The organism is Streptomyces sp. JLYT201, assembly GCF_059448825.1.
Genome location: NZ_CM182551.1, coordinates 4588210 through 4601357, shown reverse-complemented (window position 1 = coordinate 4601357; position 13148 = coordinate 4588210). Strand labels below are relative to the sequence as shown.

The following is a 13148-nucleotide window of genomic DNA, read 5'->3' as shown; positions in this document are numbered from 1 at the left end:
GGGCGCCGAAAGGTGACTCTCGAACATCCGCGCCACCTCGGATAGCCTCCGCCCATGGCAGATGGGCAGTGGTACCCCCCGGAGTGGCCCGACCGCGTCCGCGCCCTCGCGAACGGCGAGCTCACCCCGGCGCCCCCGCGTCCCGCCGCGACGGTGCTGCTCCTGCGGGACACCCCTGAGGGCCCGGAGGTGCACATGCTCCGGCGCCGCACGTCGATGCCCTTCGCGGCGGGCGCGTACGCCTATCCGGGGGGCGGCGTCGACCCCCGCGACCACGAGCGGGCCGTCCGCTGGGCGGGCCCGCCGCGCGCCGCCTGGGCCGCCCGGCTCGGCGTCGACGAGGCCGCGGCGCAGGCCACGGTGTGCGCGGCCGTCCGCGAGACGTACGAGGAAGCCGGTGTCCTGCTCGCGGGCCCCGGCCCGGACTCGGTCGTCGGTGACACCACGGGCGACGACTGGGAGGCCGACCGCCGGGCCCTCGTGGCCCGCGACCTGTCCTTCGCCGAGTTCCTCGACCGCCGCGGCCTGGTGCTGCGCAGCGACCTCCTGGGCGCGTGGGCCCGCTGGATCACCCCGGAGTTCGAGCCGCGCCGCTACGACACGTTCTTCTTCGTGGCCGCGCTCCCGGCGGGCCAGCGCACCCGCAACGCCTCCACGGAGGCCGACCGCACGGAGTGGCTGAGCCCCGCCGCGGCCGCCGCCCGCTACGACCGCGGCGAACTCGTCATGATGCCGCCCACCATCGCCACCCTGCGCCAGCTGGCCCCGCACCGGGCCGCCGCCGACGCGGTGGCCGCGGCCGCCGGGCACGACCTCAGCCCCGTCCTGGCCCGGGCCCGCCTGGAGGACGGGGAGCTGGTGCTCTCCTGGCCGGGCCACGAGGAGTTCACCAAGCACATCCCCTCCGGCGGCGCGGCGTGAATCCGCCGCCCGCCACGACCGCCCCGATGCCGACGGGAGCCATCCCCGCATGACCGAAGCAGCGGCCCTGCCGGGCCAGCCACGTGGCGGGGTGCTCAGCGGCCCCGCCACCGCCCGCGCCGTCAACGTCCTCGCCCCCAACCCGTCCGCGATGACCCTGGACGGCACCAACACCTGGGTCGTCGCCGAACCGGACTCCGACCTCGCGGTCGTCATCGACCCGGGCCCCCTGCACGAGCGACACCTCGCCGAGGTCGTGGCGACCGCCGAGCGCGCCGGGAAGCGGGTCGCGCTCACCCTCCTCACGCACGGCCACCCCGACCACGCCGAGGGCGCCGCCCGCTTCGCCGAGCTGACCGGCAGCAAGGTCCGCGCCCTCGACCCGGCGCTGCGCCTGGGCGACGAGGGGCTCGCCGCGGGTGACGTGATCACCACCGGGGGCCTGGAGCTGCGCGTCGTCCCGACGCCGGGCCACACGGCCGACTCGCTGTGCTTCCACCTGCCGGCCGACCGGGCCGTCCTGACGGGCGACACGATCCTGGGGCGCGGCACCACGATGGTCGCCCATCCCGACGGCCGGCTCGGCGACTACCTGGACTCGCTGCGCAGGCTGCGCTCGCTGACCGTCGACGACGGCGTGCACACGGTCCTGCCCGGTCACGGCCCGGTCCTGGAGGACGCCCAGGGGGCGGTCGAGTTCTATCTGGCGCACCGCGCCAGCCGCCTAGCCCAGGTGGAGACGGCCGTCGAGAACGGCTACGCGACGGCGTCCGAGGTCGTGGCGCACGTGTACGCGGACGTGGACCGCTCCCTGTGGCCCGCCGCGGAGCTGTCGGTGCACGCGCAGCTGGAGTACCTCAAGGAACACGGCCTGATCTAGCCCCAGGGCCCCGGTGTCTTGATGCCGTGCCGTGCGGTGTACTCCGCAGCGAGCCACGGCCCGAGCGACTGCACGAGCTCGCGCGGCACACCGGGGTCGGCCACGGGCTCGTACGCCACGGCGGCGGCCGTCCGCATCCGGTCGGCCCACTCGGGGTAGTAGCGGCCGAACACCTCGGCCATCTCGGCGAGTTCGCCGGTCCAGCCGTGCCAGCGGGGCATGACGAGCGTGAAGCCGGTGCGGACGAGGCGCCGGGAGACAGTCCGGCACAGGGCCCGCAGGGCCGCGTCGTCGCCCGTGGCCGCGGCGGCGTCGAGGCGCTCGCGCCAGGACGGGAGCAGCGCGGCCAGGTCGCCGTTGGTCTCCCGGGCGAGGCGGCCGTCGGGCCGGTAGCGGGGCAGGAATTCGGCCAGGTCCGCGCCGAGGAGCGGCGTACAGAGGCAGGCGAGGAACCAGCCGTGGTCGTACGTCTCGTGCTCGCTCAGGACGCGCGCGCGGCTCAGGAGCAGGATGCCGACGCCGTCGACCTCCGTGAACTCCTTGTCGACGGCGGCGGACACGGCGCGCGCGTCGGCGCGGTCGGCCTCGTTCGGCTCCTCGCGCAGGACGAGCAGGAGGTCCAGGTCGGAGCGGTGGACGCGGGCGGTGCCGCGCGGCACCGAGCCGTAGAGATAGGCGCTGTCGAGGCGCTTGCCGAAGACGTCCGCGACCCGGTCGCGCGCGGCGGCGACGACGGGCCGGAAGGTGTCCTGGATCCGTCCCAGGGAGCCCTCGCGCTCGATGTACCCCTGGCTGTCGAGCCCGCGGCTGACGGTAGTCATGGGGCCACTGTGCAGGGTGGGTGCCCCTGGGGCACCCACTTTTCCGACGCGGCACGTCGGGGCGTACGCCGAACGCACCGTGCCCGGTGGGCGCGGTGCGTTCGGTGCGGCGTACGGGTCAGCGGGACCGCTTGGCCAGGCGCTCGACGTCCAGGAGGATCACGGCGCGGGCCTCCAGGCGGAGCCAGCCGCGGCCCGCGAAGTCCGCGAGGGCCTTGTTGACCGTCTCGCGGGAGGCGCCGACCAGCTGGGCCAGCTCTTCCTGCGTGAGGTCGTGCACCACGTGGATGCCCTCTTCGGACTGCACGCCGAAGCGGCGGGACAGGTCGAGCAGGGCGCGGGCCACGCGGCCGGGGACGTCGGAGAACACGAGGTCCGACATCTGGTCGTTGGTCTTGCGCAGGCGCCGGGCGACGGCGCGCAGCAGGGCGGCGGCCACCTCCGGGCGCGCGTTGAGCCACGGCTGGAGGTCGCCGTGGCCGAGGCCGAGCAGCTTGACCTCGGTGAGGGCGGTGGCGGTGGCGGTGCGGGGGCCCGGGTCGAAGAGCGAGAGCTCACCGATGAGCTCGCCGGGGCCGAGGACGGCGAGCATGTTCTCGCGGCCGTCGGGGGAGGTGCGGTGGAGCTTCACCTTGCCTTCGGTGACCACGTACAGGCGGTCTCCGGGGTCGCCCTCATGGAAGAGCGCGTCCCCGCGTGCGAGCGTCACCTCACTCATGGAGGCGCGGAGCTCCGCGGCCTGCTCGTCATCGAGCGCCGCGAAGAGCGGGGCGCGCCGCAGAACGTCGTCCACGAGTTCTCTCCTTGTCGACCTGCATCAGGGGACGGGTGCCCCAGTTTGCCGGACGGTTCAAACAGTGTGATCAGTCACTCAAGTCTGCCGCACTTGTGACGGAGGCAATGCGGAAGGGGGCCAATTGGGGGCTGATCCGGGGGATCGGCGCCGGACGCGGCCGCCCGGCCGGAAGCCGGACACCCGCCTACGGGCCCGTGAGAGCACAGGCCACGGCGGCGCGACGGATGGGTGCGCAGGACAATTCTGCTGTGGGCGAACACGCTTCCGCCACTCCTGAGAATCCGGACAAAGCGGACTCTGTGCGGCGCGCCGGTGAGGGCGCGGGGGGTGCGTCGAGGAGAGCGCGCTCCGGCGCGCGCCCGGCGCCGATGCCCTCCGCGGTGACAACGGCGCATCTCCGCCGTCGGTGTCAGTGAGGGCCCGTACGCTGGCCGCATGGCGAATCAAGGCGCTTCACGGGCCGCTCGGCCCACTGCGGAGCCGACGGACGAGGCGGCGTCGGCCGGGGCGGCGGAGGCCGCCGAGGGGCCCGCGAAGCGGGCGGCGACCAAGAAGGCGACGGCGGGCGCGGCGAAGGCCCCGGCGAAGAAGGCCCCGGCGGCGAAGAGGGCTCCGGTCGAGAGGGCATCCGCCGCGAAGGTCCCTGCCGAGAAGGCTTCCGCCGCCAAGGCTCCGGCGAGGAAGGCCCCGGCGGCGAAGAAGGTCCCGGCGAAGAAGGTCCCGGCGGCGGAGAAGGCTCCCGCCGGGAAGGCGTCCGCCGGGGGTGCGAAGGCCGCCCCCCGGGGCGTGAAGGCGCCCGCCGCGCCCAAGACGCACACGGCCCTCGTCCGCCAGGCCCGCCGCATCAACCGCGAGCTCGCCGACGTGTATCCGTACGCGCACCCGGAGCTCGATTTCGAAAACCCGTTCCAATTGCTCGTGGCGACCGTCCTCTCCGCGCAGACGACGGACCTGCGGGTCAATCAGACGACACCGGCCCTCTTCGCCAAGTACCCGACCCCGGAGGACCTCGCCGCGGCGAATCCGGAGGAGGTCGAGGAGGTGATCCGGCCGACCGGGTTCTTCCGCGCCAAGACCCGGTCGATCATGGGCCTCTCCGCCGCCCTGCGGGACGACTTCGGCGGCGAGGTGCCCGGCCGCCTCGAAGACCTGGTCAAGCTGCCCGGCGTGGGCCGCAAGACCGCCTTCGTCGTCCTGGGCAACGCCTTCGGCGTCCCCGGCATCACCGTGGACACCCACTTCGGCCGTCTGGTGCGCCGCTGGAAGTGGACGGCGGAGACCGACCCGGACAAGGTCGAGGCCGTCGTCGCCGGGCTCTTCCCCAAGAGCGACTGGACGATGCTGTCGCACCGCGTGATCTTCCACGGCCGCCGCATCTGCCACGCCCGCAAGCCCGCGTGCGGCGCCTGCCCGATCGCCCCCCTCTGCCCGTCGTACGGCGAGGGCGAGACGGACCCGGAGAAGGCCGAGAAGCTCCTGAAGTACGAGAAGGGCGGTCTGCCGGGGCAGCGCCTCAAGCCCCCGCCGGACTATCCGGGCAGGGCCGCGCCGCCGCTCGGCGCCACCGGGTGATCGAGGAACCATCCGCGGGGCAGGTGGCGTTGTGGAGAGATGGAGGGGCGGACGGGGGACCGCGGGGGGACCGGGGTTCCGATGACGCACGCGAGTGACACGCACACAGGCGGCAGGGACATGAGCGACGACGGCGAGAAGCACGGCACGGACTCCCACGGGGCGCGGGGCCCCCACACCCACGACACCCCGGGCGGAGCCAGGCCCCACCCGCCGGGCGGCACCCAGGCCCACCCCGCCCCGGGCGCCCCCCGGGCGCGGCAGCCGCACGCTCCCCGCGCGCAGCCCGTCGGCGCCTCCCGCGCGCAGGGCACCACCGCCCCCCTGGACACCCCGGCCACGGACACCCCCGCCCTTCCCCACCCCGGGCAGACCCTCCTCACCACCGAAGGCCTGCCCTCCTGGCTCGCCCCCGTCGTGCGGGCGGCCGCCACCGTGCGGCCCGACCAGCTCAGCAGGTTCCTGCCGCCGGAGGGCGGCGGCGGGCGGCAGTCCGCCGTGCTCGTCCTCTTCGGCGAGGGCGCGCGGGGCCCCGAGCTGCTCCTCATGGAGCGGGCGGGCTCGCTGCGCTCGCACGCGGGGCAGCCGTCGTTCCCCGGCGGCGCCCTGGACCCGGAGGACGGGGATCCGCAGGGCGAGGGACCGCTGCGCGCCGCCCTCAGGGAGGCCGAGGAGGAGACCGGGCTCGACCCGCGCGGCGTCCAGCTCTTCGGGGTGCTGCCGAGCCTGTTCATCCCCGTGAGCGATTTCGTCGTGACGCCCGTCCTCGGCTGGTGGCGCGCGCCGAGCCCGGTGGGCGTCGTCGACCCGGGCGAGACCGCCCGGGTCTTCACCGTGCCCGTGGCGGACCTCACGGACCCGGCGAACCGCGCGATGGCGGTGCACCCCCGCGGGCACCAGGGCCCCGCCTTCCTCGTGGAGTCCGCCCTGGTCTGGGGGTTCACCGCCGGGGTCATCGACAGGATCCTGCACTTCGCCGGGTGGGAGCGCCCGTGGGACAGGGACCGCCGCGTCCCGCTCGACTGGGGCTCATGACAAGGTTGCGGGGACCGAGGCCACCGAGGCCGAGGACGGCGCGCGCCCCGCGAGGCGTGGCGCGTGACGGCGACCGCTGGGCGGGGACTCATGCGAGGCGAGGACTGAATCGGTGAACGTGCTGGACATCCTGCTGCTGCTCGCCGCGGTGTGGTTCGCGATCGTCGGCTACCGCCAGGGTTTCGTCGTCGGCATCCTGTCCGTGATCGGCTTCCTCGGCGGCGGTCTCGTCGCGGTGTATCTGCTCCCCGTCGTCTGGGACGCCATGACCGACGAGGGCGCGAAGGTGACGACGACCCCGGCGGTGATCGCCGTCGTCGTGGTGATCGTCTGTGCCTCGGTCGGCCAGGCCTTCACCACCCACCTGGGCAACAAGCTGCGCCGGTACATCACCTGGCAGCCCGCCAGAGCCCTGGACGCCACCGGCGGCGCCCTGGTCAACGTGGTCGCGATGCTCCTGGTCGCCTGGCTGATCGGCTCCCTCCTCGCGGGCACGACGCTGCCGACCTTCGGCAAGGAGGTCCGCAACTCCAAGGTGCTGCTCGGCATCGACCGCGCCCTGCCCGGCCAGGCCGACACCTGGTTCACGGACTTCACCTCGGTCCTCGCGAGGAACGGCTTCCCGCAGGTCTTCAGCCCGTTCTCGAACGAGCCGATCAAGGAGGTCCCGCCCCCCGACTCGAAGCTGGCCCGCAGCCACGTCGCCGTCACCGCCAAGCGCTCCATCGTGAAGGTCAGCGGCGACGCGCACAGCTGCGGCAAGGCCCTCGAAGGCACCGGCTTCGTCTTCGCCCCGCGCCGCGTCATGACGAACGCGCACGTGGTCGGCGGTGTGGACGAGCCCCGCGTGCAGATAGGCGGCGAGGCCGAGAAGTACGACGCGAAGGTCGTGCTCTACGACTGGGAGCGCGACATCGCCGTGCTCGACGTGCCGTCGCTGCCCGCCCCCGCCCTGAAGTTCGCCTCGGGCGACGCCGTGAGCGGCAACGGCGCCATCGTGGCGGGCTTCCCGGAGGACGGCCCGTACACCGTCCGCCCCGCGCGCGTCCGCGGCCGCATCACGGCCAAGGGCCCGGACATCTACCACCGGGGCACGGTCCGCCGCGACGTGTACTCGCTGTACGCCACGGTCCGCCAGGGCAACTCCGGCGGCCCGCTGCTCACCCCCAAGGGCGAGGTCTACGGCGTCGTGTTCGCCAAGTCGCTCGACGACCCCGACACCGGCTACGCCCTGACGGCGGACGAGATCCGCGAGGACATCGAGCGGGGCCGCACCGCCAACCAGGAGGTCGACAGCCAAGGGTGCGCCCTGTGAGGTAGCGGTGCGGAAGCGCCCCGAAGGGGTGCGGGGCTACGTCGATGTGCGGCTCCGCCGCGTGGGCGCGACCGGCCACAGACGGCCCGCGGACTTCGCGCCGCGCCTCCCGGCGGAACGCTAGTCGCGCGTGTGCCGCAATCGCGCCGAGACCCAGCGCGCGCGGCGCCGCAGGATGCGCGGGATGCCGATGGCCTGTGCGGATGCCGAGTGCTCCGGGTAGCCCTGTTCGCGCGGGCCGCCGCCCCCCTCGTGGCCGTTCACCACGGTGGCCGTGCGGCGCTTGCGTGCTACGTCACTGTAGTCGTGCGTCCAGCCCATACCCGGACGTGTGCCCGTGCCTCAAGGTCGGTAACCGCGCACAAGGGCCCCAATTGGCCTATGCGCCAGGCAATTGGCGTTCGTAGGACTGACGTTCCCGCATTCGGGTGACGCCGCGGCCGCGGGCGGTGTCAGCGGTCGGGCTCGGGGTCCTTCAGCCAGCTCACCAGCTCGTTGGAGAAGGCCACCGGGTCCTCCTCGTGCGGGAAGTGCCCCAGGCCGTCGAACAGCCGCCAGCGGTACGGCGCTTCGACGTACTCGCCGGAACCGGCCGCGCTGCGGGTGCGCATCACCGGGTCGAGGGACCCGTGCACATGGAGCGTGGGCACCCGCACCGGGCGCTTCATGCGCCGGTTGAACTGGATCCCGTCGGGGCGCGCCATGGACCGCACCATCCAGCGGTACGGCTCGATCGAGCAGTGCGCCGTCGAGGGGATGCACATCGCGCGCCGGTACGTCTCCACGGCCTCGTCGTCCGGGAGGCGCGGCCCCGACCAGTCCCGCATCAGCCGGCCGACCAGGGCGCCGTCGTCCGCGACGAGCTGGCGCTCCGGGACCCACGGCCGCTGGAAGCCCCACACGTAGGACCCGGCGGCGGTCTGCTTCATGTCCCGCAGCATCGCCGAACGCCAGCGCCGGGGGTGCGGCATGGAGGTGACGGCGAGGCGGCGCACCAGCTTGGGCCGCATCACGGCGGCGGTCCAGGCGAGGTAGCCGCCCAGGTCGTGGCCGACGAGCGCGGCGTCGGGCTCCCCGAGGGAGCGCACCACTCCGGTGATGTCGAGGGCCAGATTGGCCGGGTCGTAGCCGCGCGGGGTGCGGTCGCTGCCGCCGACGCCCCGCAGGTCCATCGCCACGGCGCGGAAACCCGCGTCGGCGAGCGAGACGAGCTGGTGCCGCCAGGCCCACCAGAACTGCGGGAAGCCGTGGAGCAGCAGCACCAGCGGCCCGTCACCGAGCTCCGCGATGTGGAAGCGGGCGCCGTTGGCGGCGACGTCCCGGTGCGTCCAGGGGCCGTCGATGCGTACGGCCGACGCGGTCGCGGAGGCGTGCTGGGGGGTATTGGCGGGGTCCGTCATGCAGTCGAGCGTGCCACAGCGTCGGCCCGCTCACCCTTCTCCAGCTCAAGGGCGCTCGTCGCAGGGGTCACGGGGCGCGGATGCGGCTTGACGTTCTGCAGTACGGCAGCCGTCTCCTTGGCCGCGGCCGCGGCCTTCTGCGGGCCCTTGCCCTTGGCGGCCTTCTTGGCGAAGATCACGCCGATCCAGGCGAGCACGCCCGCCACCAGGACGTTCGCCGCGAAGGACAGCACGAAGCAGATCGCGAGGTTCCAGCCGCTCCAGGTGCGGATGCCGTAGGCCAGGGCGAAGCTCAGCATCGGCAGCGAGAAGATGAGGACGGCGACGGCCGCGATGAACGCGGCACTGCCGATCGCACCGCGCTTGACGTCCTGCGTCAGCTGGGCCTTGACCAGCGCGATCTCGTCGTGCACCAGCTCCGACATCTCTTTGCTCGCCGCGGAGACGAGCTGGCCGAGGCTGCGTTCGGTGCCGACGGGACCGTCGGGTGCGCTCATCGCGTACTCCTCATTTCTCTGTCTGCCGGTCAGCGTGCGCAATCCTGCCGCTCGGGGACCGGCGCCGCGCGGAAGGTTCTGGACAGATCATGCCGGACCGTGGTCCGGATCGCCCGACCCGGCTGACGTTTCCGCCCGCCTGCGGTGCTCGGCGGCCTTCTTCTCGTAGATCTCCGCCATCCGCAAGTGGTAATCCGGATTGTCCTGTTCGTAGATGTCCGGGATGCCGTCGAGGTCCTCGTCGCGCTCCTCGTCGTCGCACATCGCGCGGTACTTGCGGTTGCGCAGCTTCAGCAGGACGGTGGCGAGCACCGCCGCGATCAGGGAGCCGACGAGGACCGCCGCCTTGACCTCGTCGGTGAGGGCCGGGTCGTCGCTGAAGGCGAGTTCGCCGATGAGCAGCGAGACGGTGAAGCCGATGCCGGCGAGCGAGGCGACCGCGAAGACGTCCGGCCAGGCCAGGTCGTCGTTCAGCTCGGCCCGGGTGAAGCGGGCGGCGAGCCAGGTGCCGCCGAAGATGCCGACCGCCTTGCCGACGACCAGACCGAGGACCACGCCGAGCGTCTCGGGCCGCGTGAAGACGTCGCCGAGCGCGCCGCCGGAAACCGCCACCCCGGCGCTGAACAGGGCGAACAGCGGCACCGCGAGGCCCGCGGAGAGGGGGCGTACGAGGTGCTCGATGTGCTCGCCGGGGGAGTGCGGCTCGCCCTCCTCGCGGTGGCAGCGCAGCATCAGGCCCATGGCGACACCGGCGATGGTGGCGTGGACGCCGCTGTTGTACATCAGGCCCCAGATGACCAGGGCGAGCGGCACGTAGACGTACCAGCCGCGGACGCCCTTGCGCAGGAGCAGCCAGAAGACGGCGAGGCCGATGACGGCGCCGGCGAGCGCGGCGAAGTTCAGGTCGCTGGTGAAGAAGATCGCGATGATCATGATCGCGAAGAGGTCGTCGACGACGGCGAGCGTGAGCAGGAAGGCGCGCAGCGCCGACGGCAGCGAGGTGCCGATGACCGCGAGCACCGCGAGCGCGAAGGCGATGTCGGTCGCCGTGGGCACGGCCCACCCGTCCGTGGAGCCGCCGCCGACGGTGTTGACCAGCGTGTAGACCAGCGCCGGTACGGCCATGCCGCAGATCGCGGCGATGACGGGCAGCGCGGCCGCCTTGGGGTCGCGCAGATCGCCCGCGACCAGCTCGCGCTTGAGCTCGATCCCGGCGACGAAGAAGAAGACCGCGAGCAGCCCGTCGGCGGCCCAGTGCTGCACGGACAGGTCGAGACCGAGCGAGCCGGGGCCCAGATGGAAGTCCCGAACGCTCGCGTAGCTCTCCTTGAGCGGGGTGTTCGCCCAGATCAGGGCCGCGACGGCGGCGATGAGCAGCAGGACGCCGCCGACCGTCTCGGTGCGCAGCGCGTTCGCCACGAAGGTGCGCTCGGGCAGGGAGAGGCGTCCGAGGAACTTGCGGTTGGTGGGGGTGGGCGCGGCCACAGGGGTCGACCTCCGGTCGGGTAGGCAGGGCTGAGCACATGCCGACCAGACTTCCCGGCGCACCTGATGATTCTTGTCGCGTTGTTGACGTTGATCCTTAGCTTATCTAATCGCTTCGAGGTGGGTACGGCGGGGGTATCCGGCGAAAGCCACTTTAAGGACAAACGGCCTGCTCGGCAGGCGCGAAAAGGCACCCGGCGCACGGAACGCCGGGTGCCTCAGGCGCGCCCCAAAGAGGCGCGGGGAACTGCGCGACCAGCCACGGACAAGCCGCAGCCGACCGAGGAACGACTTAGTCCTCGCTGGGCGCGGCCGGGAGCTTGGACTGGATGAGGTCCATCACGGAGGAGTCCGTCAGCGTGGTGACGTCACCGAGCTGGCGGTTCTCCGCGACGTCCCGCAGCAGCCGCCGCATGATCTTCCCGGAACGGGTCTTGGGCAGCTCGGCCACCGGCAGGATCCGCTTGGGCTTGGCGATCGGGCCGAGCGTCGCGCCCACGTGGTTGCGCAGGTCCGCGACGAGCCCCTCGTCCTCGGCGTTCGCCGTGCCCCGCAGGATCACGAAGGCGACGATGGCCTGGCCGGTGGTCTCGTCCGCCGCGCCCACGACCGCCGCCTCGGCGACCGACGGGTGCGAGACGAGCGCCGACTCGACCTCGGTGGTGGAGATGTTGTGCCCGGACACGAGCATCACGTCGTCGACCCGGCCGAGCAGCCAGATGTCGCCGTCCTCGTCCTTCTTGGCGCCGTCCCCGGCGAAGTACTTGCCCTCGAAGCGCGACCAGTACGTGTCGATGAACCGCTGGTCGTCGCCCCAGATGGTGCGCAGCATCGACGGCCACGGCTCGGTGAGGACCAGATAGCCACCGCCGCCGTCGGGCACCTCGTTCGCCTCGTCGTCGACGACGGTCGCGGCGATGCCCGGCAGCGCGCGCTGGGCGGAGCCCGGCTTGGTCTCGGTCACGCCCGGAAGCGGCGAGATCATCATCGCGCCGGTCTCGGTCTGCCACCAGGTGTCCACGATCGGGCAGTTGTCACCACCGATGTGCTTGCGGTACCAGACCCACGCCTCGGGGTTGATCGGCTCGCCGACCGAGCCCAGGACGCGCAGCGAGGACAGGTCGAACTTCGCGGGGATGTCGTCGCCCCACTTCATGAACGTACGGATCGCCGTGGGCGCCGTGTACAGGATCGTCACCCCGTACTTCTGCACGATCTCCCAGAAGCGGCCCTGGTGCGGGGTGTCCGGGGTGCCCTCGTAGATCACCTGCGTCGCGCCGTTCGCCAGCGGTCCGTACGTGATGTACGAGTGGCCCGTCACCCAGCCGATGTCGGCCGTGCACCAGTAGACGTCGGTCTCCGGCTTGAGGTCGAAGACGGCGTGGTGGGTGTACGACGCCTGGGTCAGATAGCCGCCCGACGTGTGCAGGATGCCCTTGGGCTTCCCCGTGGTGCCCGACGTGTACAGGATGAACAGCGGCTGCTCGGCGTCGAACGCCTCCGGGGCGTGCTCGGCCGACTGCCGCCCGACCACGTCGTGCCACCACAGGTCGCGGCCCTCGGTCCAGGCCACCTCCTGCTCGGTGCGCCGTACGACGAGGACCTTGTCGACGCCCTCCACGCGGCCCAGGGCCTCGTCGACCGCGGGCTTGAGCGCGGACGGCTTGCCCCGGCGGTAGCCGCCGTCGGCGGTGATGACGAGCTTGGCGTCGGCGTCCTTGATGCGGGCGGCGATCGCGTCGGCGGAGAAGCCGCCGAAGACCACCGAGTGCGCGGCGCCGATGCGGGCGCACGCCAGCATCGCCACGACCGCCTCGGGGATCATCGGGAGATAGACGGCGACCCGGTCGCCCTTGCCGACGCCCAGCTCCGTCAGGGCGTTGGCGGCGCGGCTCACCTCGTCCTTCAGCTCGGCGTAGGTGAGGGCACGGCTGTCGCCGGGCTCGCCCTCGAAGTGGATGGCCACCCGGTCGCCGTGGCCCGCCTCGACGTGGCGGTCCACGCAGTTGTACGCGACGTTGAGCTTGCCGTCCTCGAACCACTTCGCGAACGGCGGGTTCGACCAGTCGAGCGTCTTGGTCGGTTCGGTGGCCCAGGTCAGCCGACGGGCCTGCTCGGCCCAGAAGCCGAGCCTGTCAGCCTTGGCCTGCTCGTACGCGTCCGCGCTGACGTTGGCCCGCGCGGCCAGATCGGCCGGCGGCGCGAAGCGACGCTCCTCCTTCAAGAGGTTGGCCAGGCTTTCGTTACTCACGACATCTCCCTTTCTCAGGGTGTCCGTTGTGTCCCAAGCCACAGCTCATCAGACACCCGGCCCTGGTGACAAGGGCTTGCCGATTATTGGTTTAGACCTGTAGGGGGCAGCAGGTCGGGGGGCGATTGGCGTAGGGGGCCCCTCGGGGGCGGGGCGGCCTGTCGGGGCAAGGGAT

Annotated in this window: 12 protein-coding genes; 5 read left to right on the top strand and 7 right to left on the bottom strand. The window is 72.7% G+C overall.

Annotated elements, in window-relative coordinates; genetic code table 11:
- Window positions 1–54: 54 nt before the first annotated feature.
- Together AC5WAM_RS18810 and AC5WAM_RS18805 are read left to right on the top strand one after the other, a co-directional pair.
- Entirely contained in the window at window positions 55–921 is an 867-nt protein-coding gene (locus AC5WAM_RS18810; protein WP_495523223.1) for an NUDIX hydrolase, read from the top strand.
- Between the two features lie 49 nt (window positions 922–970).
- A complete protein-coding gene (locus tag AC5WAM_RS18805; RefSeq protein ID WP_366792167.1) occupies window positions 971–1801 on the top strand; it encodes an MBL fold metallo-hydrolase in 831 nt (276 codons plus the stop codon).
- Here the strand turns inward: AC5WAM_RS18805 and AC5WAM_RS18800 are convergent.
- Both AC5WAM_RS18800 and AC5WAM_RS18795 read right to left on the bottom strand, forming a co-directional pair.
- On the bottom strand, window positions 1798–2622 hold the full coding sequence (locus tag AC5WAM_RS18800) for a nucleotidyltransferase domain-containing protein (RefSeq protein ID WP_495523222.1): 825 nt from the start codon (window positions 2620–2622) through the stop codon (window positions 1798–1800). The genes AC5WAM_RS18805 and AC5WAM_RS18800 overlap by 4 nt on opposite strands.
- 118 nt (window positions 2623–2740) lie before the next feature.
- Complete coding sequence (locus tag AC5WAM_RS18795; protein WP_006382668.1) at window positions 2741–3415, bottom strand: Crp/Fnr family transcriptional regulator; 675 nt, start codon at window positions 3413–3415, stop codon at window positions 2741–2743.
- Window positions 3416–3853: 438 nt separating this feature from the next.
- Here AC5WAM_RS18795 and nth point away from each other — a divergent pair, with 438 nt between their 5' ends.
- The 3 genes from nth to AC5WAM_RS18780 all read left to right on the top strand — a co-directional run bounded on the left by nth (window position 3854) and on the right by AC5WAM_RS18780 (window position 7340).
- Window positions 3854–4990, top strand: coding sequence for an endonuclease III (gene nth, locus AC5WAM_RS18790; protein WP_495523221.1), 1137 nt, complete (start codon window positions 3854–3856; stop codon window positions 4988–4990).
- A 324-nt stretch (window positions 4991–5314) separates the two neighbouring features.
- Entirely contained in the window at window positions 5315–6025 is a 711-nt protein-coding gene (locus AC5WAM_RS18785) for an NUDIX hydrolase (protein ID WP_495523610.1), read from the top strand.
- Between the two features lie 112 nt (window positions 6026–6137).
- Window positions 6138–7340 carry a MarP family serine protease gene (locus AC5WAM_RS18780; RefSeq protein WP_366792171.1) on the top strand — a complete coding sequence of 401 codons (1203 nt, stop codon included), beginning with the start codon at window positions 6138–6140 and terminating at the stop codon, window positions 7338–7340.
- A 120-nt stretch (window positions 7341–7460) separates the two neighbouring features.
- Here AC5WAM_RS18780 and AC5WAM_RS18775 read toward each other — a convergent pair whose 3' ends face one another.
- The 5 genes from AC5WAM_RS18775 to acs all read right to left on the bottom strand — a co-directional run bounded on the left by AC5WAM_RS18775 (window position 7461) and on the right by acs (window position 13015).
- Window positions 7461–7661 (bottom strand): hypothetical protein, encoded by a 201-nt coding sequence (locus AC5WAM_RS18775; protein ID WP_150512289.1) that lies wholly within the window; start codon window positions 7659–7661, stop codon window positions 7461–7463.
- A gap of 131 nt (window positions 7662–7792) precedes the next feature.
- Window positions 7793–8740, bottom strand: a complete 948-nt coding sequence (locus tag AC5WAM_RS18770; RefSeq protein ID WP_138961036.1) for an alpha/beta fold hydrolase — start codon at window positions 8738–8740, stop codon at window positions 7793–7795.
- A complete protein-coding gene (locus tag AC5WAM_RS18765) occupies window positions 8737–9237 on the bottom strand; it encodes a phage holin family protein (protein ID WP_138961037.1) in 501 nt (166 codons plus the stop codon). Before AC5WAM_RS18765 ends, AC5WAM_RS18770 begins: the two co-directional genes overlap by 4 nt.
- A gap of 87 nt (window positions 9238–9324) precedes the next feature.
- Entirely contained in the window at window positions 9325–10722 is a 1398-nt protein-coding gene (gene nhaA / locus AC5WAM_RS18760) for a Na+/H+ antiporter NhaA (RefSeq protein ID WP_495523220.1), read from the bottom strand.
- A 292-nt stretch (window positions 10723–11014) separates the two neighbouring features.
- On the bottom strand, window positions 11015–13015 hold the full coding sequence (gene acs, locus AC5WAM_RS18755; protein ID WP_495523219.1) for an acetate--CoA ligase: 2001 nt from the start codon (window positions 13013–13015) through the stop codon (window positions 11015–11017).
- Window positions 13016–13148: the final 133 nt, after the last annotated feature.

Excerpts from the sequence above, each read along its gene's own strand:
- AC5WAM_RS18810 (WP_495523223.1), top strand. The coding sequence starts at position 55 with ATGGCAGATGGGCAGTGGTACCCCCCGGAGTGGCCCGACCGCGTCCGC.
- AC5WAM_RS18805 (WP_366792167.1), top strand. The coding sequence starts at position 971 with ATGACCGAAGCAGCGGCCCTGCCGGGCCAGCCACGTGGCGGGGTGCTC.
- AC5WAM_RS18800 (WP_495523222.1), bottom strand. The coding sequence starts at position 2,622 with ATGACTACCGTCAGCCGCGGGCTCGACAGCCAGGGGTACATCGAGCGC.
- nth (WP_495523221.1), top strand. The coding sequence starts at position 3,854 with ATGGCGAATCAAGGCGCTTCACGGGCCGCTCGGCCCACTGCGGAGCCG.
- AC5WAM_RS18775 (WP_150512289.1), bottom strand. The coding sequence starts at position 7,661 with ATGGGCTGGACGCACGACTACAGTGACGTAGCACGCAAGCGCCGCACG.
- AC5WAM_RS18770 (WP_138961036.1), bottom strand. The coding sequence starts at position 8,740 with ATGACGGACCCCGCCAATACCCCCCAGCACGCCTCCGCGACCGCGTCG.
- AC5WAM_RS18765 (WP_138961037.1), bottom strand. The coding sequence starts at position 9,237 with ATGAGCGCACCCGACGGTCCCGTCGGCACCGAACGCAGCCTCGGCCAG.